This is a genomic window from Streptomyces sp. NPDC055103 (assembly GCF_053607625.1).
Window position 1 is genome coordinate 23,656 of the sequence record NZ_JBSGTX010000057.1, and the last position, 19,487, is coordinate 43,142.

The 19,487-nt window shown below is 72.8% G+C and carries 17 protein-coding genes; 13 read left to right on the forward strand and 4 right to left on the reverse strand.

The genetic code is table 11. From position 1 onward, the window contains the following. The first annotated feature begins 489 nt into the window (after positions 1 to 489). Positions 490 to 1,668 (forward strand): ADP-forming succinate--CoA ligase subunit beta, encoded by a 1,179-nt coding sequence (gene sucC, locus ACWFR1_RS29520; RefSeq protein ID WP_453556494.1) that lies wholly within the window; start codon positions 490 to 492, stop codon positions 1,666 to 1,668. 19 nt (positions 1,669 to 1,687) lie between these two features. Continuing rightward, entirely contained in the window at positions 1,688 to 2,572 is an 885-nt protein-coding gene (gene sucD, locus ACWFR1_RS29525) for a succinate--CoA ligase subunit alpha (protein ID WP_453556497.1), read from the forward strand. A gap of 143 nt (positions 2,573 to 2,715) precedes the next feature. Here sucD and ACWFR1_RS29530 read toward each other — a convergent pair whose 3' ends face one another. Further along, entirely contained in the window at positions 2,716 to 4,062 is a 1,347-nt protein-coding gene (locus ACWFR1_RS29530) for a sigma factor-like helix-turn-helix DNA-binding protein (protein WP_453556500.1), read from the reverse strand. A gap of 185 nt (positions 4,063 to 4,247) precedes the next feature. Here ACWFR1_RS29530 and ACWFR1_RS29535 point away from each other — a divergent pair, with 185 nt between their 5' ends. Further along, entirely contained in the window at positions 4,248 to 5,780 is a 1,533-nt protein-coding gene (locus ACWFR1_RS29535) for a cell division protein PerM (protein WP_453556502.1), read from the forward strand. A 7-nt stretch (positions 5,781 to 5,787) separates the two neighbouring features. Here the strand turns inward: ACWFR1_RS29535 and ACWFR1_RS29540 are convergent, their stop codons facing one another. After that, positions 5,788 to 6,564, reverse strand: coding sequence for a hypothetical protein (locus tag ACWFR1_RS29540; protein ID WP_453556505.1), 777 nt, complete (start codon positions 6,562 to 6,564; stop codon positions 5,788 to 5,790). A 254-nt stretch (positions 6,565 to 6,818) separates the two neighbouring features. Here ACWFR1_RS29540 and purN point away from each other — a divergent pair, with 254 nt between their 5' ends. The 3 genes from purN to ACWFR1_RS29555 all read left to right on the forward strand — a co-directional run bounded on the left by purN (position 6,819) and on the right by ACWFR1_RS29555 (position 10,612). Next, positions 6,819 to 7,433, forward strand: a complete 615-nt coding sequence (gene purN / locus ACWFR1_RS29545) for a phosphoribosylglycinamide formyltransferase (protein WP_453556508.1) — start codon at positions 6,819 to 6,821, stop codon at positions 7,431 to 7,433. After that, the gene (purH, locus tag ACWFR1_RS29550) at positions 7,430 to 8,995 is read left to right on the forward strand and encodes a bifunctional phosphoribosylaminoimidazolecarboxamide formyltransferase/IMP cyclohydrolase (RefSeq protein WP_453556511.1); all 1,566 of its coding nucleotides are present in this window, start codon (positions 7,430 to 7,432) and stop codon (positions 8,993 to 8,995) included. Before purN ends, purH begins: the two co-directional genes overlap by 4 nt. A gap of 171 nt (positions 8,996 to 9,166) precedes the next feature. Beyond that, on the forward strand, positions 9,167 to 10,612 hold the full coding sequence (locus tag ACWFR1_RS29555; RefSeq protein ID WP_453556514.1) for a DUF2079 domain-containing protein: 1,446 nt from the start codon (positions 9,167 to 9,169) through the stop codon (positions 10,610 to 10,612). Positions 10,613 to 10,684: 72 nt separating this feature from the next. Here the strand turns inward: ACWFR1_RS29555 and ACWFR1_RS29560 are convergent, their stop codons facing one another. Continuing rightward, entirely contained in the window at positions 10,685 to 11,284 is a 600-nt protein-coding gene (locus tag ACWFR1_RS29560; protein ID WP_453556517.1) for a hypothetical protein, read from the reverse strand. A 248-nt stretch (positions 11,285 to 11,532) separates the two neighbouring features. On the opposite strand from ACWFR1_RS29560, the gene ACWFR1_RS29565 reads away from it, so the two are divergent. The 7 genes from ACWFR1_RS29565 to ACWFR1_RS29595 all read left to right on the forward strand — a co-directional run bounded on the left by ACWFR1_RS29565 (position 11,533) and on the right by ACWFR1_RS29595 (position 18,719). Next, positions 11,533 to 12,393: a bifunctional methylenetetrahydrofolate dehydrogenase/methenyltetrahydrofolate cyclohydrolase gene (locus ACWFR1_RS29565; protein WP_453556520.1), complete on the forward strand. Its 861-nt coding sequence runs from the start codon at positions 11,533 to 11,535 to the stop codon at positions 12,391 to 12,393. Between the two features lies 1 nt (position 12,394). Continuing rightward, on the forward strand, positions 12,395 to 12,976 hold the full coding sequence (locus tag ACWFR1_RS29570; protein WP_453556523.1) for a DUF3017 domain-containing protein: 582 nt from the start codon (positions 12,395 to 12,397) through the stop codon (positions 12,974 to 12,976). Between the two features lie 256 nt (positions 12,977 to 13,232). Next, positions 13,233 to 14,186 (forward strand): DUF2690 domain-containing protein, encoded by a 954-nt coding sequence (locus ACWFR1_RS29575; RefSeq protein ID WP_453556526.1) that lies wholly within the window; start codon positions 13,233 to 13,235, stop codon positions 14,184 to 14,186. A gap of 215 nt (positions 14,187 to 14,401) precedes the next feature. Further along, positions 14,402 to 15,391, forward strand: a complete 990-nt coding sequence (locus ACWFR1_RS29580; RefSeq protein WP_453556528.1) for a malate dehydrogenase — start codon at positions 14,402 to 14,404, stop codon at positions 15,389 to 15,391. Positions 15,392 to 15,588: 197 nt separating this feature from the next. Beyond that, on the forward strand, positions 15,589 to 17,319 hold the full coding sequence (locus ACWFR1_RS29585) for a hypothetical protein (protein ID WP_453556531.1): 1,731 nt from the start codon (positions 15,589 to 15,591) through the stop codon (positions 17,317 to 17,319). Continuing rightward, complete coding sequence (locus tag ACWFR1_RS29590) at positions 17,312 to 17,689, forward strand: hypothetical protein (protein WP_453556534.1); 378 nt, start codon at positions 17,312 to 17,314, stop codon at positions 17,687 to 17,689. Before ACWFR1_RS29585 ends, ACWFR1_RS29590 begins: the two co-directional genes overlap by 8 nt. A 322-nt stretch (positions 17,690 to 18,011) precedes the next feature. Beyond that, entirely contained in the window at positions 18,012 to 18,719 is a 708-nt protein-coding gene (locus ACWFR1_RS29595) for a hypothetical protein (RefSeq protein WP_453556537.1), read from the forward strand. Between the two features lie 20 nt (positions 18,720 to 18,739). Here ACWFR1_RS29595 and ACWFR1_RS29600 read toward each other — a convergent pair whose 3' ends face one another. Then, entirely contained in the window at positions 18,740 to 19,486 is a 747-nt protein-coding gene (locus tag ACWFR1_RS29600) for an isocitrate lyase/PEP mutase family protein (protein ID WP_453556540.1), read from the reverse strand. Position 19,487 lies beyond the last annotated feature (1 nt).

Here is a 19,487-nt window from a genome sequence, read left to right on the forward strand (position 1 = left end):
GCCTGCCTGGCCTCCACCGCCTGCCTGGCCTCCACCGTCCGTCTGGCCTCCACCGTCCGCCCGACCCCGCCCGACCCCGCCAGGCCCGTCCGGCAGGTGCGGAATCCGTAGCCCCGGGGCCACTCGCACGGGTGCTCAGGGGGTGACTGAGGTCCATATCACACCCGCCTCCGAGAGGCCCTCACCTTGATCCCTGGCGCGTCGTGAGGGGTCGGGAGTCCAGTCCCCGCCTGCCGTGAAGGGCATGGGCCCGCACGCCGCGACCCCTACGGACCGCCCAGCGCCCCCTACGTTCTGTGACCCGTATCACCGCTCCGTTGTGAGCTGCGATTTAGGGACCCACGTCCCCCGGGGATAACCTGCGAGACGGACATGCCGCGTTTCACGGTCACCGTGTTCGCCTCCCTTGTGACAGCGCAGTCACGTTGCCCTTCGCGGCACGCCCACGCAGAAAACGAACCGCGATCATCAGAAAAGGGACGGACGCGCGTGGACCTGTTCGAGTACCAGGCGAGGGACCTCTTCGCCAAGCACGGAGTACCGGTGCTGGCCGGTGAAGTCATCGACACGCCTGAGGCCGCGCGCGCCGCGACCGAGCGCCTCGGCGGCAAGTCCGTCGTCAAGGCCCAGGTGAAGGTCGGTGGCCGCGGCAAGGCCGGCGGCGTCAAGCTGGCCGGCGACGCGGACGAGGCCGTCGCCCGCGCGACGGACATCCTCGGGATGGACATCAAGGGCCACACGGTCCACAAGGTGATGATCGCCGAGCTGTCCCCGGAGATCGAGGCGGAGTACTACGTCTCGTACCTCCTCGACCGCACCAACCGCACCTTCCTGGCCATGGCCTCGGTGCAGGGCGGCATGGACATCGAGGAGGTCGCGGAGAAGACCCCCGAGGCCCTCGCGAAGGTCCCGGTCAACGCCGTCGAGGGCGTGGACATCGTCAAGGCCCGCGAGATCGTGGCCCAGGCGAAGTTCCCGGCCGACGTGGCCGAGGGTGTCGCCGAGGCCATGGTGACCCTGTGGGACACCTTCGTCGCCGAGGACGCGCTCCTCGTCGAGGTCAACCCGCTGGTGAAGACCAAGGACGGCCGCATTCTGGCGCTGGACGGAAAGGTGTCTCTCGACGAGAACGCCGACTTCCGTCAGCCGGAGCACGAGGCGCTCGAGGACAAGGCCGCAGCCAACCCGCTCGAGGCTGCCGCCAAGGCCAAGAACCTCAACTACGTCAAGCTCGAGGGCGAGGTCGGCATCATCGGTAACGGTGCCGGTCTGGTCATGTCGACCCTGGACGTCGTCGCGTACGCCGGTGAGAACCACGGTGGCGTGAAGCCGGCCAACTTCCTCGACATCGGTGGCGGCGCCTCCGCCGAGGTCATGGCGAACGGCCTGGAGATCATCCTGGGCGACCCGGACGTCAAGTCCGTGTTCGTCAACGTCTTCGGTGGCATCACCGCCTGTGACGAGGTCGCCAACGGCATCGTCCAGGCCCTGGAGCTCCTCGCCTCGAAGGGCGAAGAGGTCACCAAGCCGCTGGTCGTGCGCCTCGACGGCAACAACGCGGAGCTGGGTCGCAAGATCCTGTCGGACGCGAACCACCCGCTCGTGCAGCGTGTGGACACCATGGACGGCGCGGCCGACAAGGCCGCCGAGCTCGCGGCTGCGAAGTAAGGGACGAGGTCAGAACACCATGGCTATCTTCCTGACCAAGGACAGCAAGGTCATCGTCCAGGGCATGACCGGTGCCACGGGCATGAAGCACACCAAGCTCATGCTGGCCGACGGCACCAACATCGTCGGTGGCGTGAACCCGCGCAAGGCCGGCACGACCGTCGACTTCGACGGCACCGAGGTCCCGGTCTTCGGCTCCGTCGCCGAGGCGATGAAGGAGACCGGCGCCGACGTCTCGGTCCTCTTCGTCCCGCCGGCCTTCGCGAAGGCCGCCGTGGTCGAGGCGATCGACGCCGAGATCCCGCTGGCCGTCGTCATCACCGAGGGCATCGCCGTCCACGACTCCGCCGCCTTCTGGGCGTACGCGCAGTCGAAGGGCAACAAGACCCGCATCATCGGCCCGAACTGCCCCGGTCTCATCACCCCGGGCCAGTCCAACGCCGGCATCATCCCGGGCGACATCACGAAGCCGGGCCGCATCGGCCTGGTCTCGAAGTCCGGCACGCTGACGTACCAGATGATGTACGAGCTCCGTGACATCGGCTTCTCGTCGGCCGTCGGCATCGGTGGCGACCCGGTCATCGGCACCACGCACATCGACGCCCTCGCGGCGTTCGAGGCGGACCCCGACACCGACCTGATCGTCATGATCGGTGAGATCGGCGGTGACGCCGAGGAGCGTGCGGCCGACTTCATCAAGGCCAACGTCACCAAGCCGGTCGTCGGCTACGTCGCGGGCTTCACCGCGCCCGAGGGCAAGACCATGGGCCACGCCGGCGCCATCGTCTCCGGCTCCTCCGGCACGGCCCAGGCGAAGAAGGAGGCCCTTGAGGCCGCGGGCGTCAAGGTCGGCAAGACGCCGACCGAGACGGCCAAGCTGGCGCGCGCCATCCTCGCGGGCTGACACCAGCGGTAAGCAGTACCAGCGGTAGGCAGCACCAGCAGTACGCGAGTGGGCCCCGCCCCTCCCGGGAAACCGGGCGGGGGCGGGGCCCACTCGCGTCCGTACGGGCCCGCTCGTGCTCGCGTACGTACGGCCCGTCCGCGCTACTCCGCCGACGGGACCAGCCGCTCGGGGCCCGGGTTCGGCTCGGAGCGGAGTCTGTCGCGGAGCTCGACGTCCTCCGGGCCGAGCTTCTGCGAGCCGCCGCGCACCGGCACGCCGTTGACGGTCTCGCCGGGGACCTCCACGGGCAGGTAGTGCGTCGGAGCGGTCGCCGCCGTGAAGGCCGTCACGCAGATCAGGACCGCCGTCACCCCGACCACCGCCCGCGTCCACCTGCGGGTCCGCCGCTCGCTGCCGGTCCGGACCGTGCGCGCCGCCGGGAGGGTCGCCGTCGGCGCCTCGGAGACCAGCGCGTGCAGCCGGTGGTGCAGGGCCTCCGGCTCGGCGAGCTCGGGGATCCGCTGCCCGAGGACCGTACGGGCGTGCAGCAGCCGGTTCGCGGCGGCGGGCGTGCTCGCCTCGGTCTCGGCGGCCGTGTCCGGCAGGTCGAGGCCGAGCCCGTCGTAGAGCAGGACGGTACGGCGGTACGGCGGGGGCAGTTCGAGCAGCGCGGCCAGCAGCGCCCGCCGGTTCGCCTCGGTCGGCGGGGAGTCGGGGTGCTTGTGGGCGCGCCGCAGCCGGTGCCAGGGGGAGAGGGCGTACTCGTACGCCGCCGCCCGCACCCAGCCCACCGGGTCCGGGTCGACGGCGACCTCGGGCCAGTGCTCCCAGGCGTGGTGGAAGGCGTACTCGACGGACTCGCGGGAGAGCCGGCGGCGACCGGTGAGCAGATAGGTCTGGTGGACGAGGCCGGGTGCGGAGTGCGTGTACAGCGCGTCGAAGGCCTCCGCGGGGGTGAGTCCCGGCTCGGCGGGTGGCCGAGCGGACTCCGGGCCCGGGGCGACGGTCGCCGTCCCGCCTGCCGCCACGCCCGCTGCCGCGGGCTTCTCGGCGGCAGCGGGTTTCAGGCGCTCCGGAGGCTTCGGGGCGCCCTTGCGGGCGGGCCCGGAGGCGATGACCGGAGCGGGCGAGGGAGCCTTCGGCGGCTTGGCCGCCCGCTTGGCGGCGGCCTTGGGCCGGACGTTGGCGGAGGCGAAGGGCGAGACCGAGGCCGATGGTGAGACCGATGGCGAGCCCCAGGCCGATGGCGAAGCCGAAGCGGGCTCGGGTGCGGACGTCGCGGACGTCGCGGACGTCGTCGACGTGGGCGCGGGCTTCTCGGGCTGCGTGGGCTCCTGCGCGGCGCCGGGCGCCGCGGCACCCTCGTGCGGGCCGAGCAGCTTCGCGTACGCCTCGCGCTTGCGGCCCCGGGGCGCCGAGCGCCCGGTCTCCCAGGCCTTGACGGTGGCCTTCGTGACGCCCATGGCCTCGGCGACCTGCTCCTCGCTCAGGGCGAGGGCCTCACGCAACCTACGCCGCTCCTTCGGTGTCGGCAGGGTGACGGAGGATGCGGAATCCGTGGTGCTCCGGCTCATCGGCGTCGACCTCCCGCAGAGCTGCTATGGGCGGAAAAGTACATAAACGTATCTTGAGCGACACAGCGGAGGTTTGCCTGTTACGCGGCTAAAGCGCGTGTCGTTGGCAGCATGGCCCCGTGACCCATCTGACCGAGCACTCCCTGGTCCAGGGCGGGCGTTCCGCCGCCCTGGCCACCGCCTGCGTCCGGGGCGCAGTCGCCGCCGGGCTCGGTCTCGGCGCCCTCGCCGTCCTGGTGACCGCGGCCTGGATCAGCTCCCCGTACCCCGACAGCGGCCCCGGTGGCGCCCTGCACGTCGCCGCCGGGCTCTGGCTCCTCGCCCACGGCGTGGACCTGGCCCGTACGGACACGCTGTCCGGCCTGCCCGCGCCCCTCGGCATCGTGCCGATGCTCCTCGCCGTGCTGCCCGTCTGGCTCGTCCACCGTGCGGCCCGCGACACCCTCGACCCGGGGGCCGAAAGCGACCGGCCGCGCCCCTCCCCGAGCGGCGCGGTGGCGGCGGTGGCCGGGGGATACCTGCTGGTCGCGGCGGTCGCGGTGGTCTACAGCGAGAGCGGTCCGCTGCCCGCCGAGCTGATCAGCGCCGGGTTCTGGCTGCCCGCCGTCGTCTTCGGCGCGGCGGGGGCCGGCGTCTGGACGGCGCTCGGCCGTCCGCTGCCCGGACAGCGGCAGGCGGCCGCGGCCCTGCGCGCGGCGGGGCTCGGGCTCGTGACGCTGTGCGGCGGCGGCGCGGTGCTCGCCGCGGTCTCGCTGGCCTGGCACGCGGGCGAGGCGCAGACCGCCTTCGAGGGCCTCGCGGGGGAGTGGTCGGGCCGCGCGGCGGTCCTGCTCCTCGTCCTGGCGCTCCTGCCGAACGCGGCCGTGTGGGGAGCGGCGTACGGGCTCGGCCCCGGCTTCACCCTCGGTACGGGTGCGCTCGCGACCCCGCTGGGTCTCGCCGGCGACCCGGCCCTGCCGTCGTTCCCGCTCCTGGCCGCGCTGCCCGCCGAGGGGCGCGGCACGTGGGCGCACTGGGCGGCCGCGGCGGTCCCGCTGGCCGCGACCCTGGTGCAGGGGTGGCGCGTGGGCCGTACGGCGCGGGGCTGGCCGGTCCGGGACGCGGCGCTGGCGGCCCTGGCGGCCGCCTGGGGCTGCGGGGTGGTCATCGCCGTCCTGGCGGCCGCGGCGGGCGGCCCGCTCGGCTCCGGCCGGCTGTCCGCCTTCGGCCCGGTGTGGTGGCAGGCGGGCGCGGCGACGGTGCTCTGGGGTGCCTGTGTCGGGGTGCCGGTGGCCTTGACGGTACGGGCCTGGGGCCGGCGGGCGCTCCGGCCGAAGCCCCTGCCGCTGCCCGTACCGGCGCCTGGGTCCGCACCCGCGTCCGTATCCGTACCGGCGTCCGCGTCCGTGGGGGCGGGGGCCGGGGCGGGGACGGGCGCGAGGTCCGGGCAGCCTTTCGACCTGGAGACGGAGCCGGACGCGGCGCCGGACCCGACATCGATCGCGACCTCGGCGGCAGACGTCGCTCCGGCCGTCACCGCCACGACGCCCCCCGCCGTCACGACGCCCTCAACCCCGGCACTGGACCTGGACCTGGATGACGACGCCGGCTTCGAGCCGTACGACTACCTCCCGGCGGCGTGGGAGTCCTCCCCGCCGCCGCCCAAGGCGTGAGAGGGGACTACTCCCGCACGCCGAAGCCCGCGCGCAGCGGCTTCGGCAGCAGGTCGTTGCAGGCGAGCTCGCCCGCGTGGGTCAGGGCGTCGTCACGGCACTCGTAGAAGTCCCGGTAGACGAGCTGCATGGTGAAGCCGACCGCGACGATCATCAGGGCCACGACCGACGCGACCAGACCGCTGATCGCGGCCGTCCGCATCGAGCGGACGGGCGCCGTGCCGGGGGCCGGCGCGGAAGCGGGAGCGGGCGCGACGGGCGGGGTGGCGGGCGCGTCCGGCTGTGACGTCGGCGACACGGCGGCCGACGCCGTCGCCTCCCCCGGCTTCGTCCGCAGCGAGCTGATGGCCCAGTAGAGCCCGAGGGCGCCGAGCAGCAGCGCCAGCTCCGGGATCTCGAAGATGGCGAAGAAGAAGGCCCACATGCCCGCGAGGATCGCGTAGCGCGCCCGCCGCTGCGCGGGGTCCGTCGGATCCCAGCGCAGCCCCTTGTCCCGCCCGGACCCGCTCTGCCCCGAGCCGCCCTCCTGGCCGCCCCGGCCGTCGGGACCCCGGCCGAAGCCGTCCGTCGAGCGGCCCGGCTGCTGCGGGCTCCAACGGCCGTCGGGAGCCCCGGACGACCCGGTCTCGCCCGGCTCGGCTCCGGAAGCGTCCGGCGAACCCGAGGAACCGGACGTGTCGTCGCCCGAGCCCTCCGGTCGCCGCGGCTGCCACGGCTGATCCGGCCGGCCCTCGGGCGGCGGCGCGAACGGGTTGTTGTCGTTCGTGGACTGGCGCTCCGGCATGTGCTGGACGTCTTCCCTCTGTCGTCGCGACCGCGACCGCACCCGCGGCCTCCGCTGCTGTCTCTTCTGGTCCGGCCTGATCCCAAAGACAGGCCCTGGGCCCTGACGCTACCGCCCTGCTCCGCCCCCGTCCCGTGGGGGCCGTCCGGTGTGCCGGTATCGTTGCTGACGGTCGAGCCATTCGTAGGGTTCCCCGTATCGAGCGACACGATTCGTTCGTACGACCGTACAAACACCACGGAAAGAGTGACCCAGTGGCTGCCGCCCGCCTCGTCGTCCTGGTCTCCGGTTCCGGTACCAATCTGCAGGCCCTCCTCGACGCCATCGCCGCCGACCCCGAGGGGTACGGGGCCGAGATCGTCGCCGTCGGCGCGGACCGCGACGGCATCGTGGGTCTGGAGCGCGCCGAGCGCGCCGGGCTGCCGACCTACGTCTGCCGCGTCAAGGACCACGCGACCCGCGAGGAGTGGGACCGCGCCCTCACCGAGGCGACCGCCGCCCACGAGCCGGACCTCGTCGTCTCGGCCGGGTTCATGAAGATCGTCGGCAAGGAGTTCCTCGCCCGCTTCGGCGGCCGGGTCGTCAACACCCACCCGGCGCTGCTCCCCAGTTTTCCCGGTGCCCACGGGGTGCGTGACGCCCTCGCCTACGGCGCGAAGGTCACCGGGTGCACCGTCCACTTCGTCGACGACGGTGTCGACACCGGCCCGATCATCGCCCAGGGCGTCGTCGAGGTCCGGGACGAGGACGATGAAACCGCGCTCCATGAGCGCATCAAGGAAGTCGAGCGCTCGCTGCTCGTCGAGGTCGTGGGGCGTCTGGCCCGGCACGGCTACCGCATTGAGGGACGAAAGGTAACAATCCCGTGACCGCCGAAGGTACGACGCGCCCCATCCGCCGCGCACTCGTCAGCGTCTACGACAAGACCGGCCTGGAGAAGCTGGCCCGCGGCCTGCACGAGGCGGGTGTCTCCCTCGTCTCCACCGGCTCCACCGCCGCCAAGATCGCCGCCGCCGGCATCCCGGTCACCAAGGTCGAGGAGCTCACCGGCTTCCCCGAGTGCCTGGACGGCCGCGTCAAGACGCTGCACCCGCGCGTGCACGCCGGCATCCTCGCCGACCTGCGCCTGGAGGACCACCGCAACCAGCTCGCCGAGCTGGGCGTCGAGCCCTTCGACCTCGTCGTCGTGAACCTGTACCCGTTCAAGGAGACCGTCGCCTCCGGGGCCACCCCCGACGAGTGCGTCGAGCAGATCGACATCGGCGGCCCGTCGATGGTCCGCGCCGCCGCCAAGAACCACCCGTCGGTGCTGGTCGTCACCGACCCGGGCGCGTACGACGCGGTCCTCCTCGCGGTCAAGGAGACCGGGGGCGCCACGCTGGGCCTGCGCAAGCGGTTCGCCGCCCAGGCCTTCCAGCACACCGCCGCGTACGACGTGGCCGTCGCCTCCTGGTTCGCCGCGGACTACACCGCCGCCGACGAGTCGGGCTTCTCCGACTTCCTCGGCCACACGTACGAGCGCTCCAACGTGCTGCGCTACGGCGAGAACCCGCACCAGGGCGCCGCGCTCTACGTCGACGGCACGGGCGGCCTCGCCGAGGCCGAGCAGCTGCACGGCAAGGAGATGTCGTACAACAACTTCACGGACACCGACGCCGCGCGCCGGGCCGCGTACGACCACTCCGAGCCCTGCGTCGCGATCATCAAGCACGCCAACCCGTGCGGCATCGCGATCGGCGCCGACGTCGCCGAGGCGCACCGCAAGGCGCACGCCTGTGACCCGCTGTCCGCGTTCGGCGGCGTCATCGCCGTCAACCGCCCGGTGTCGGTCGCGATGGCCGAGCAGGTCGCCGAGATCTTCACCGAGGTCATCGTGGCCCCCGGCTACGAGGACGGCGCCGTCGAGGTCCTGGCCAAGAGGAAGAACATCCGCGTGCTCCGCGCCGACGGCGCCCCGGCCAACCCGGTCGAGGTCAAGCCGATCGACGGCGGCGCGCTGCTCCAGGTCACCGACCGCCTCCAGGCCGAGGGCGACGACCCGGCGAACTGGACCCTGGCGACCGGCGACGCCCTGTCCGCCGAGGAGCTCGCCGAGCTCGCCTTCGCCTGGAAGGCCTGCCGCGCGGTCAAGTCCAACGCCATCCTGCTCTCCAAGGGCGGCGCCTCGGTCGGCGTCGGCATGGGCCAGGTCAACCGCGTCGACTCGGCGAAGCTGGCCGTCGAGCGGGCGGGCGAGGAGCGGGCGGCCGGCGCGTACGCCGCCTCGGACGCGTTCTTCCCCTTCCCCGACGGCCTGGAGATCCTCACGGCCGCGGGCGTGAAGGCGGTCGTGCAGCCGGGCGGCTCGGTCCGCGACGAGCAGGTCGTCGAGGCGGCGAAGAAGGCGGGCGTGACGATGTACTTCACCGGCACGCGCCACTTCTTCCACTGATCGACGACGGGCGGGCGGCCCGCCGGTACCTGTCCGACAGGTACCGGCGGGCCGCCCCCGGTTCTACCGGAACCACTCGGTGCACCCGCCCGGCGGCGACAGATCCGCCGAACGGGTGGACTCTGGTCTAATGGGTTGCTCTTTTGTCGGCCGCCGGTTGTGGGGGACGTGGTGTTGGACGTACTGAACAGGGCCGCTGCGGATACGGCGGACACCCACGACCCGGACGCGACCGACGGCGGCCTTTCCCCGGCACCGCTGAGGCCCTATGTGATTCTCGCGGTCGTCCTCTGCGGCCTGTACTTCCTCTACTCCTGGGTGCAGTACACGCATTTCCGCACCCCCTCCTGGGACCTCGGCATCTTCGGGGAGTCGGTCAGGGCGTACGCCGAGTTCCGCGCCCCGATCGTCGACATCAAGGGCCCCGGTTTCCACATACTCGGCGACCACTTCAGCCCGATCACCGCGCTCCTCGCGCCCCTGTACTGGATCTGGCCCTCGCCCGTCTCCCTGCTCTTCGGGCAGGCCGCGCTCTTCGCCGCCTCCGCGGTCGTCGTCGGCCGCACCACCCAGCAGATCCTCGGCAGCCGGGCCGCCGGCATCGGACTCACCGTCGCGTACGGGCTGTCCTGGGGGCTCCAGGAAGCCGTCAAGTCCGACTTCCACGAGATCGCCTTCGCCGTCCCGATGCTCGCCCTGACCTGCCGGGCGCTGCTCCTCGGGCGCTGGACCGCGGCCGTCGCCTGGTCCGCCCCGCTCGTCCTCGTCAAGGAGGACATGGGGCTCACCGTCGCCATGGTCGGCGCGGTCCTCTTCCTGAAGGGTCAGAAGCGGCTGGGCGCCGCCCTGGCCGGCTTCGGCGTGGCGGCCTTCGCCCTCACGGTCCTCGTCCTGATCCCGGCGGCGAGCCGGGTCGGCGAGTACGACTACTGGTCGAAGATCGAGAAGACGGGACAGGGGGCCGAGACCTCCGTCGGGCAGGTCATCGGCGACGCCCTCGTCTCCGGCGAGCGCTGGGAGATGGTCTTCTTCCTGCTCGCCGTCACGGGCTTCCTCGCCCTGCGCTCGCCGCTCGTCCTGCTCGTCCTGCCGACCCTGGGCTGGCGTTTCCTCTCCCAGGACCCCAACCACTGGGGCCTGCACTGGCACTACAGCGCCATCCTCATGCCGGTGCTCTTCCTGGCCCTCGTGGACGGCGTCCGGTCCGTGCGCACCTCGCCGCGCGCCTGGCTCGCCGCGTACGGGAAGGTCGTCGTCCCCGTCGCGACGGCGGTCGCGCTCGTGCTCGCCATGAACCTGCCGCTGCGGGAGCTGCTGAAGTCGGAGACGTACCGCACGGACACCCGGGCCGAGCAGGCGCGGGCGGCGGTGGACGCGGTGCCGGAGGGCGTGAGCGTCGAGGCGGACGTCTCGCTCCTCGCCCACCTCACGGCGGACCACCGGGTCTACTGGGTGGGCACCTCGAAGGGCGCGACCCCGGACTATCTCGCCTTCGACCTGCGCGGCTGGTCGCAGCAGATCTCGGACCCGGCGCAGCTGGCTTCGCAACTGCACCCGGAGGCGCGTTACGAGATCACGTACCGCTCGGACGGGTTCGCGGTGCTCAAGCGCGTGTGACCGCAGGGAACGGCCGAGGGGCCGGGCTCCGTACTTCCGTACGGAACCCGGCCCCTCGCGCTGCCAGGCGGATCAGTACTGCGCCTGCTTGTTGCGGTTGAACCAGGCAGCGCCGTCCGACTTGCCCACGAAGACCGCGATCAGGATGGCCATCACGGTGTGCGCGAGACCGACGATCACGAACGGGTAGAGGCCGAGGATGGCGGTGATGATGCCGAAGACGAGCGCCGTGACGCGGATGCCGTTGCCGCCGCTGCCGAACTTGGCACCGAGGACGATCGAGAGGACGCCCCAGGCCAGGACGACCGCGGTGAAGCCCCAGATGGCTCCGGTCGACAGGTCGGCGAGCTGCTGGAACTGGACGTCGCCCTTGAGCGTCGGGTCGTTCTGCGCGGCGGAGATGGTCATGGCGGTCAGCGCGAAGAGGACCACGCCGACCATCTGCAGACCGCCGATGACGAACAGCATCACGCGGGCGGCCTTGACGCTGCCCGGCATCTCGGTGACCGCGGCCGGGTAGCCGCCGCCGTACGGCGCGGCCGGGGCGGCCGGGTAGCCGTAACCCTGCTGCGGCGGCACGCCCTGCGGGGCCTGCTGCGGGTAGCCGTAGCCGGGCTGCTGGGGCTGGCCCTGGGGCTGGCCGTAGGGGTTGTTCGAGTCGCCGAAGCTCATCGCGGGATTCCTCCGTGAAGTTTTCTGTGCGGGGACGACGCGGCCCGCGCGGAGGACTTTCACGGCATTTGAGCGGATTCCCCCCGGCACTTTCCGCGGTACTTCGCGGGTCATCGTCGTCGTACGGTCGACTTTTTGTCCAGTCGATACGCGGTGGAGTTGTGCAAGTGCAATCTGCGTCCGGTAGGACGAGCCGTCCGGCGGGAGCGAATTGGAACAAGGCGGGGGTCATCCGGGAGGATGTCCGCATGAGCGCCCAGATTCTCGATGGCAAGGCCACCGCAGCCGCGATCAAGTCCGAACTGACCGTCCGCGTGGCGGCCCTCAAGGACCAGGGCGTCACGCCCGGTCTGGGAACCGTCCTCGTCGGCGACGACCCCGCCAGCCAGAAGTACGTCGCGGGCAAGCACCGCGACTGCGCGCAGGTCGGCATCGCCTCCATCCAGCGTCAGCTTCCGGCCACCGCCACGCAGGAGGAGATCGAGGCGGTCGTCCGCGAGCTCAACGAGGACCCGACCTGCACCGGCTACATCGTCCAGCTGCCGCTGCCGAAGGGCATCGACGAGAACCGCATCCTGGAGCTGATGGACCCGGCCAAGGACGCGGACGGTCTCCACCCGACCAACCTCGGGCGTCTCGTGCTCAACGAGCCCGCCCCGCTGCCCTGCACGCCGAACGGCGTCATCACCCTGCTCCGCGCGCACGGCGTGGAGATCAACGGCGCCGAGGTCGTGGTCGTCGGCCGCGGCGTCACCATCGGCCGCCCGATGCCGCTCATCCTCACCCGCCGCTCCGAGAACGCGACCGTGACCCAGTGCCACACCGGCACCAGGGACCTCTCGGCGCACCTCCGCAACGCCGACATCATCGTCGCGGCGGCCGGCGTGCCGCACCTGATCAAGCCGGAGGACGTGAAGCCGGGCGCCGCCGTCCTGGACGTCGGCGTCTCGCGCAACGGCGAGGGCAAGATCCTCGGCGACGTCGACCCCGCCGTCGCCGAGGTCGCCGGCTGGATCTCCCCGAACCCGGGAGGCGTCGGCCCGATGACCCGCGCCCAGCTCCTCGTGAACGTCGTCGAGGCCGCCGAGCGCGCGGCCGCGGCCCGCTGACGTGGGCTCGAAGGACGGGGCGGCGGCGGAGGACCCCGCGGCCGGCGGCGAGGCGGTGACGGGCGAGGCCGTGACACGTGAGGCCCTGACCGGCGAGGTCGTGACGGGTGAGGCCGTGGCAGGTGAGGCCATGACCGGCGAGGCGGGGACGGGTGAGGCGGCCCTGACCGGCGCAGTCGCCAGGGAGTCCCGGGGGCGCCGGTTCGGTCTCACCACCGACACCGCGCGGCCCGAGGGCGGCGGCCGGGCGGCGCCCGGTGATGCCTCCGCGCCAGCGCGTCAATGGCCCCTGCTGACCGTTCTCGTCCTCGCCGGCAGCGGCCTCGTCGTGGTGGGCACGGACGCGTTCCCGCAGGCCTTCCGGGTGGGCGCGATGCTGGTCGGCGCGGCTCTGCTCGTCGGGGCCGCGATGCGCAGGGTGGTGCCGTCCGTGGGCATGCTGGCCGTGCGGTCCCGCTTCACGGACATGATCACGTACGGGGTCATGGGCGGCCTGATCGTGCTGCTCGCGCTCATGGTGCAGCCGGAGCCCTGGCTGCGCATCCCGTTCCTGGAGGACGTCCTCCATCTCACCGTGACCTAGCGACGGTGATCGGCACGGTGCCCGCCCTCTCCCCCGTGGGAGGGCGGGCACCGCTGTGATCAAGGGTCATGTACGCGCCAACGTGGTTCAAGTTCCGGCCGTCCGCTGTGGCACGGAAGTGACCATTCCGCCACCTCGCCTCCGCATCCGGGGCGCGGATCGCCCTCGGAGCTGCCATCCTTCGAGAACGCATGGGGAGGTCGTGGAACAGGGCCTGTCCGGCGGGAATTGTCAGACAGGCCCTAGGGGGGCGTACATGCCTGGCTGGAAGGCGTTGCCGGACGAACTCGACCCGGACGTCCGCACGTTCACGGAGCGGCTCCGTCGGCTGGTCGACCGCAGCGGCCTCGGCGTCACCGCCGTGGCCGAGCGCACCGGGCACGAACGGAGCGCGTGGGACGCCTATCTGAGCGCGCGCCGGCCCGTCCCCAGGAACGCCGTCGCGGCGCTCGCCGAAGTGACGGGGACGGACCCGGGGGACCTCGCGGCGGAGTGGGAGCGCGCCGAGCAGGGGTGGGTGAGGGGCGGCGGTCACCCCGATGGCCATCTCGGTGAGGGCTCTCATGACGCCGGCCCCCGTTCCGACGGTCCCCCCGACGACCTGACCCTGCAGATCCGGCGCCTCGACCGGGTCCCCGCCCCGGCCTCCCGGGAACAGCCGGCACCCGCTTCCCCGCCACCCACGCCCCGCCGGACCCTCCTCCTGTACGTCGCCGGGACCCTCGGCGCCCTGCTCGTCGTCGCCGCCGCCGTCCTCCTCGTCGACCTGGGCGGTACGGACCGCACCGATGGCCGGGCCACCACCCCGCCCTCCCCGACCGCCCCCACCGCCCCGACCGCCACGCCGAGCACCGACCTCCCCGCCGGCGTGCGGTGCACGGGCCCCGGCTGCACCGGCCGCGACCCCGAGGCCATGGGCTGCGGCGGGCCCCGCGCCACCACCGTCGCCCGCACCCGCGTCGGCACCGCCCTGGTCGAGGTCCGGCACAGCGCGACCTGCGCGGCGGCCTGGGCCCGGATCACCGGAGCCGTAGCGGGGGACACCGTCACGGTGGAGGTCGCTGGGGCCACCCGGCGCGCCGCGGTGCTGGCTCAGGGGGGCGGCGCCGACACCGACGCGTACACCCCGATGCTCGCGGTCACCGCCGCCGCGGACGCGACCGCCTGCGCCACGCTCACCGACGGCAGCGAGGCCTGCACCACGAACTGACGGACCTCCGCGGTCTCGGACGGGTGGCAGTGAGCCGGACCACAAGGGGGTGGGGGTGCGGGGCCCCCCGGGTCCGATAGCCTGACCGCTGGAAATCTCTTCACGTCGAGACACCGATCGATCACACCCTGATCGATCGTCGATCGTCGATCACGAAGGGACGTCCGGAACCCGGGGCAGGGACCCCCACCGCCAGCTGTCTTACGGAGATCGCCATGACCCGCACTCCCGTGAATGTCACCGTCACCGGCGCGGCCGGCCAGATCGGCTACGCGCTGCTCTTCCGCATCGCCTCCGGCCACCTGCTCGGCGCGGACGTGCCGGTCAAGCTGCGCCTCCTCGAGATCCCGCAGGGCGTGAAGGCCGCCGAGGGCACCGCCATGGAGCTCGACGACTGCGCGTTCCCGCTGCTCAAGGGCATCGACATCTTCGACGACCCGAGCCAGGGCTTCGCGGGCGCCAACGTCGCGCTGCTCGTCGGCGCCCGCCCCCGTACCAAGGGCATGGAGCGCGGTGACCTGCTCGCCGCCAACGGTGGCATCTTCAAGCCGCAGGGCAAGGCCATCAACGACCACGCCGCGGACGACATCAAGGTCCTCGTCGTCGGCAACCCGGCCAACACCAACGCCCTGATCGCCCAGGCCGCCGCCCCGGACGTACCGGCCGAGCGCTTCACCGCGATGACCCGCCTGGACCACAACCGCGCGCTCTCGCAGCTCGCGGCGAAGACCGGCGCCTCCGTCGAGGACATCAAGCGCCTCACCATCTGGGGCAACCACTCGGCGACCCAGTACCCGGACATCTTCCACGCGGAGATCGCCGGCAAGAACGCCGCCGAGGCCGTCGCCGACGAGGCGTGGCTGGCCGACACCTTCATCCCGACCGTCGCCAAGCGCGGCGCCGCGATCATCGAGGCCCGTGGCGCGTCCTCCGCCGCCTCCGCCGCGAACGCCGCCATCGACCACGTCCACACCTGGGTCAACGGCACCGCCGCGGGCGACTGGACCTCCATGGGCATCCCGTCGGACGGCTCCTACGGCGTTCCCGAGGGCCTCATCTCCTCCTTCCCCGTCACCTGCACCGACGGGAAGTACGAGATCGTCCAGGGCCTGGAGATCAACGAGTTCTCCCGCACCCGCATCGACGCCTCCGTCCAGGAGCTGTCGGAGGAGCGCGACGCGGTCCGCGAGCTCGGCCTCATCTGAGCCGCGGCCCGAGGGCCTGACCCGGCCCCACATTCCCGGCGCCCCCGGACCGTACGACCGACCGTACGGCCCGGGGGCGCCGTTTCACGTCCGACGGCGAGCCGTCGCCTCCCCTATGCTGTTCCACCGGTTCCCGGCCAAGTGGGCCAAAATCAGGGACAGTTCCATGCATCGGGGGAGTTTTGACGCAGTCGTTCGTGCCTCAGCAGCCAGGACAGCCACCCGGTGCGCCGCCCACTGTCGACCCGCGCCGCTCGCCTTCCGCGAGCGAGTCGACCCGCCTGCTCTGCGCCGGCACCTACCTCGACGACGGCTTCCGTGACGCCGTCATCGACCAGCTGTACGTCCACGAGGAGCGCTTCGCCGCACCCTCCCTCGGCTTCGACGCCGGCCGCGTCCTCGCGCACGCGCTCCGCGCCCGCCGCGTCGAACTCGCCTGGGCCGCCGGCATCCTCGCCCTCTGGATCATCGCGATCCCGCTCACCAAGGGCCTGATCACCCTCCTGATCGTGCCGTTCCTCGTGCTCGGCCTCGCCCGCTGGGTCCGCGGCCGGTCCGCCACCGCGCCCTTCTACCGCACCGTCCCCGCCTTCGTCCTGCGCTGGTACGGGCGGATCACGTTCGTCCAGTCGGCGCTGCTCCTCCTCTTCCTCGCCTTCGGCGACGACGAGACCGGCTGGGAGTTCCTCGGCGACGTCTCCGAGACCGGCGAGTTCCTCGGCTTCGCCCTCGGCCTCGCCGCCGAGGGGATGTTCGGCATCGGCCCGCTGGAGGTGTGGATCACCGTCGCCGTGCCGCTGCTCGTGGCCTGGGCGGTGGCGACCCAGCGCGGCCAGTTCGCCCGCGCGCTCACCCAGGAGCTCTCCAAGGAGCGCTTCCCCGACGTCCGTTCCGACCCTGCCGAGCAGGCCGAGGGCGTCCGCAACCGCCGTCTGCGCGAGCGGATCCGCGTCGAGCAGCACGCGCGCCTCGTCATGTACGGCTCCGACGACCCGTTCTGCGGCGCGGGAGCCCCGTACGAACCCTGGTCGCTCTCCATCGAGTTGCGCCCCCGCAAGAACCTCGACGGCGGGGCGCCCGAGCCGCTCGACAACAGCGCGATCATGCGGCACGTCGTCCCGCTCGTGGAGGCGCTGCGCCTGCCCTCCCCGCACGGTTCACCGCAGATCCAGGCCGCCGTACGGGACCGGCTGCGCGAACTGGAGATCGACGAGGTCGTCTTCCTGCCCGTCGACGGACTGCCGGCCCGCACCGCCGCCCCGTACAGCCCGGAGGGCTTCGAGCTGCACCGCTCGGGCGCCATCGAGGAGGGCGGCGAGACCCGCCGCCACTTCCTCCGCATCCGGGTCGGCGGCTGGGGTGAGGAGATCGTCGCCACGGTCTTCGTCCGCGTCCACACGCAGGGCGGCATGCTCATGCTGGAGGTCGCCCCGCACGTCCTGCGGCCGGTGAAGCCGCTCTACCGGTACGCCGACCGGATCGCCCACCGCTACCGGCACAACCACCACTTCGGCAAGGCCGTCTGGGCGCTCGGCCAGACCCCGCGCTCCGCCGGGCAGGCCGTCGCCACGCTCTGGCGGGCGCTCGGCCAGGGCTGGCGCCTGCTCACTGCGGGCCACGCGAACGCGCTGCCCGAGGGACCGGCGGCCTCGGTCCGCGAGCTCGGCTCCGACGACGAGGCCTCCCTCTTCCAGGAGATGGACGTCAGCCGCTACCTGAAGAGCATCCAGGACCGGGTCGCGAACGGTGTGACCGTCGCGCTCCGCGAAGCCGGTTACGAGACCGCCGAGTTCGAGCAGAAGATCGTGCACGTCGCCGAGGGCGGCACGTTCATCGAGAACACCAAGGGCAACGTCACCCTCGGCAACCACAACACCGTCACCCACAAGACCTTCACCACCTCGACCAGCGGAGGCGACCGTGGCTGAGAACACCGGTACCGGCAACGGCGGCATTCACGTCACCAACACCGGCGGCAACGTCACCATCGGCGACAACAACACCGTCACCAGCACGGTGAGCGGCGCCCAGCCGGCCCGTGACCCGCAGCAGGAGGAACTGCTCCAGGCGATCCGCAAGCTCAGGGCCGACCTCGGAGGCGTCGTCGCCTCCGAGCAGACGACCACCCTGGACGAGGAACTCGCCGACGCCCAGGACGAGATCGAGGGAACCGGCCGAGCCGGCACGGGCCGCCTGACCCGGCTGCGCCAGGCGCTCCTGGACGCGGGCACGGTGACCGGCATCCTCGCCTCGGGCGTGGCCGTCGGGCAGGCCGTCGGCGCCCTGCTCGGAGGGTGAGATGAGCGCCCGCTGGAACGACGAGACGCAGAGCTGGGAGACGTCCGACAGCTTCCGGGCTCCGCCCCCGGCGCCGCTGCCGACGGCCGGCCCCGCGCCGGTCGTCGGTCCCGCACCGGCTTCCGGTCCCGGCCCTGCGCCGGTATCGACTTCCGGCCCCGGTACCAGTACCGGCCCAGTTCCCGGTCCCGTCGCGCCTCTGCCGCCTCCCCCGCCCTCGTACGCCCCCGAATACGTACCGGAGACGGGGGAGTGGCAGTACCCCACCGGCCTGGCTCCCGCCGGGGCCCGGGTCGGTGGGCCGCGTGCGCGCGGTGCGGTCGTGGCGGGAGTCGCCGTCGCCGTCCTGGCGGCGGGATCGGTGGGCACGTGGCTGCTCTGGGGCCGGAGCGACGACGGGCGGGATCCGGCGGCCGGCGGTCCTGCGGCCTCGGTCTCGGCCCCGCTGGAAACGACGCCGTCGGACGGGCCGGCGGACACGGAGCCCCCGTACGGGACGGACTCGCCGTCCGGCTCCGCGTCCTCGTCGGACGCGTCCTCGCCCTCCGGCTCCGCGTCCACCCAGCCCACCGACGGCGTCCCCCCGCCCGGCTACGGCGTACAGAAGGACCTCAAGGGCTTCACGGTCGCCGTTCCGGACGGCTGGCACCGCACCGAGTCCGACCAGGGCGTCTTCTACAACGCGCCCGACGGCAAGAGCCTCCTCCAGGTCTACGTCGTCACCGAGCCCGGCATGACGCCCTACGAGGCCCTGCGCGGCGCGTCCGACGACGGCAGGGCCAACAAGCCGGGCTACGAGGAGGTCAGCCTCGACCGGGTCACCGGCGAACCGGACGCCCCGGCCGACGCCGTCGAGCTGGTGTACGCGTACGACCGTGAGGGCGGCCGCCGCAAGGTCGTCGACCGTGCCTTCACGGCGGCCGACGGCAACCACTACGCGATCCTCTCCGCCGGCCCGGAGGCCGACTGGCCGAAGCAGCGCGAAGTCCTGCGCGTGGCGCTGGAGTTCTTCCGCCCGGGCGCGTACTGACGGCGACGGCGGTGCCGTGCTCAGCCCGTGGGCGCGGCACCACCCCTGACCCTCGCCGCCAGGGCCGTGAGGTCGGCCGTGGCGCGCAGGAGCAGGCCGTCGCCGAAGGTGACGCGGGTCGCACCGAGACGGCCGAGCTCGGCGAAGGACGGGCCGCCGGGGACGGACAGGGCGTTGACGGGGAGGTCGCCGAGCGCGGCACGCAGGGCCGGGAGGTCGGCGGGCGGGGCCGCGATCGGGTAGACGCAGTCCGCGCCCGCCTCGGCGTAGAGCCGGGCGCGGGCCACCGCGGCGTCCCTCACGACGGTTCCGTCGGGCGACCGCCGGATGTACACGTCCACGCGCGCGTTGACGAAGAGCCCGGGACCCGCGGCCGCCCGCACCTCCGCGAGCCACTCGGCATGGGCCTCCGGGTCCTTGAGCCCGGCGGGATCGCTGTCCTCCAGATTCACCCCGACCGCGCCGGACTCCCGTACGCGCTCCACCAGTTCGGCGGCCGGCAGCCCGTAACCGCCCTCCAGGTCGGCCGTGACGGGTACGGAGACCGAGCGGACGATCCGCGCCACCGCGGCGAACATCTCCGCCGCCGGCGTCTCCCCGTCCGCGTACCCGAGGGCGGCGGCGATCCCGGCGCTCGGCGTCGCGAGCGCCGGGAAACCGGCCTCCTCGAAGGTGCGGGCGCTCACCGCGTCCCACGGTCCTGGCAGCACCAGCGGATCGCCGGCGGCCCGGCCGAGGTGCAGGGCGCGCAGGATCCCGGCGTTCACG